A 2293-nucleotide genomic window follows, 5' to 3' on the forward strand; every position below is an offset into this window, starting at 1 on the left:
CCCCCGGCACCCGGGCCCGGGCCCGCCGCTGGGCGGCGATGGGCCTGCTCCTGCCCGACGTCCCCTGGCAGCAGCACGACCGCCACTGCCTGGCCCTCCTCGCCGACCGCGTCGGTACCCCGCCCGGCCCCCAGGGACCCCGTGTCGCCGAGGCCCTCGCCGTCCTCGCCGACACCGAACGCCGGCTGCCCGCCGCCGACGCCGCCACCCGCCTCCACCTCGACGCCCGCGCCCGGACCGCCGCCGCCGACGTCTTCACCGCACTGGGCGCCCCGGCCCCCCGCTGGCTCGACTCCGCACCCCTCTTCCACGAGAACGTCCCCGCCTCCGACACCCCCGTACCGGCTCTGCCCGCCCGCGAGATCGAGCACGACCTGCGCGAACTGGCCGGCCACGTCCGGCGCCGGACCTTCCGCAGCACCCTGTACGGGTTCCTGACCGCCCACTTCACCAGCCGCTACGGCACCGGCGGCACGTGCCAGGACCTCTACGACTTCCTCTACAGCTTCTGCCGCCGCGAGGACCACACCACCCTCCTCCTGCGCGCCGCCACCGCCGACCGGACCGCCCCGGCCACCCCGGACGACGCCCCGTTGCCCGCACCGCACGGCACCGCCGGCGCCGCCGCCGTCACCGTCTTCCACCAACTGGCCGCCCCCGACGCCGAAACCCTGCACCGCGGCCGGTACCTGCTCGCCGTCAACCGGGTCAGCCCCGGCCCCGGCGGACTCCTCGCCCGCTGGGGCGCCGTCCCCGGCATCGGCGACACCATGGCCGAGCCGCTGCGCCGCTGGATCGGCGACCTCCACCCCGGCTGCGCGATCCGCCAACTCTCCGCGGGCGGCGACTACTCCACCCTCCAGGCCCCCGCCCGCCCCCTCTTCCCCGCCCTGAGCTGGCCCTCCGACCTCCGCGGCCCCGCGGCCGACACCGCCGACACCGCCGGACCCACCGGACCCGGCCGCCCCGGCCGACCCGCCGGACCCGACACCGACCTGAGCGACCTCCTCCTCTCCCACGACCCCGCCACCGACACCCTCCAGCTGTACGACCGCCGCACCGGCGAGAACATCGCCCTGCCCTACCTCGGCGTGATCCCGCTGGACCTCCTGCACGGCCCCGTACGGCTGCTCGCGACCCTCTCCCAGCCCTGGTCCACCCGCTACCTCACCAACGGCGAGCGCCTGCCCCACGACCCGACCCGCCCGCCCCCCACCGACGTGAGCGCCACCCCCCGCAGCCGCCACGGCCGCCTCGTCACCGCCCGCGCCTCCTGGCGGCTGCCGGCCTCCGCCCTGCCCCGCCCCGAGCCCGGCGAGGGCACCGCGGCCTTCCTCGACCGGCTCGACGTCTGGCGGCGCGCGCACGGCATCCCCGCGGAAGTCTTCGTACGGACCTCCTCGGCGGCCCCCGCCGCCGTGCCGGAGAAGCCGTTCTGGACCCATCTCGGCTCCCCGCACGCCGTGGCCGCCCTGCTCAAGACCCTGCACGGTGGCGGCATCGACGTCGTCGAACTCACCGAGCCCCTGCCCGGCCCCGGCCTGCACTGGCTCACCGACACCGACGGCCGCCCCCGCGCCGTCGAGCTCGCCGCCCTGCTGCGGCTGGACCGTCCCACCCCCGAGGAGCCCGCCCGGTGACCCCGCCTGCGCCCCCGCCCCCGCCCTCGGGCCTGGACGCCGGTCCCGGCCAGGACTGGCTCTACTACCGGATCTTCGGGGAAGAGTACGAGGACCTCCACCCGCTCATCGACACCACCGTGCGCCGCATCGTCACCGCCGCCCGCACCCTCAACCCGGACGGCCGCTGGTTCTTCCTCCGCTTCGTCGACGAGCACGGCCTGCACGTCCGGCTGCGCCACCACGGCCCGCTGGACGCGATCGCCGCCCTGGAGGAGGCGGCCGACCGCATCCTCACCGGCCGCCCCGAGGCCCACCCAACAGCCCCGCTCACCCCGCCCACCCGTCCGCCCCGCGGCGTACGCGGCCACGCCAAGGGCCTGTACGAGCCCGAGTACGCCAAGTTCGCCGGCCCGGCCGGGGTCCGCCGCGCCGAGCGCGCCTTCCAGGCCTCCAGCGAGTTCGCCCTGGAGGTCATCGGCCCGGACTTCCCCGCCCTGCGCCTGGGCCATGCCCTGGACACCATGCTCGGCGCGCTGGCCCTGCTGCCCGCCGCCCGGCACGCCTCGTTCCTCCACCACATGACCTGGTACTGGACCGGCCGCAACGGCGAACAGCCGCGCCGCCTGCGCGCCGGCGTGGCCGCCGCCGCCCACCGCGCAGCGGCCCGAGCC

The 2293-nt window shown here is 77.3% G+C and carries 1 protein-coding gene and 1 pseudogene; both read left to right on the forward strand.

Annotated elements, in window-relative coordinates:
* A pseudogene (locus tag GPJ59_RS35585) lies at positions 1 to 1640 on the forward strand (lantibiotic dehydratase); the annotation flags it as partial.
* A partial coding sequence (locus GPJ59_RS35590) for a lantibiotic dehydratase C-terminal domain-containing protein (protein WP_308120677.1) occupies positions 1637 to 2293 on the forward strand: 657 nt, incomplete at its 3' end. The pseudogene GPJ59_RS35585 and the gene GPJ59_RS35590, both read left to right, overlap by 4 nt.

Source organism: Streptomyces bambusae (assembly GCF_019400985.1).
GTDB lineage: Bacteria > Actinomycetota > Actinomycetes > Streptomycetales > Streptomycetaceae > Streptomyces > Streptomyces bambusae_A.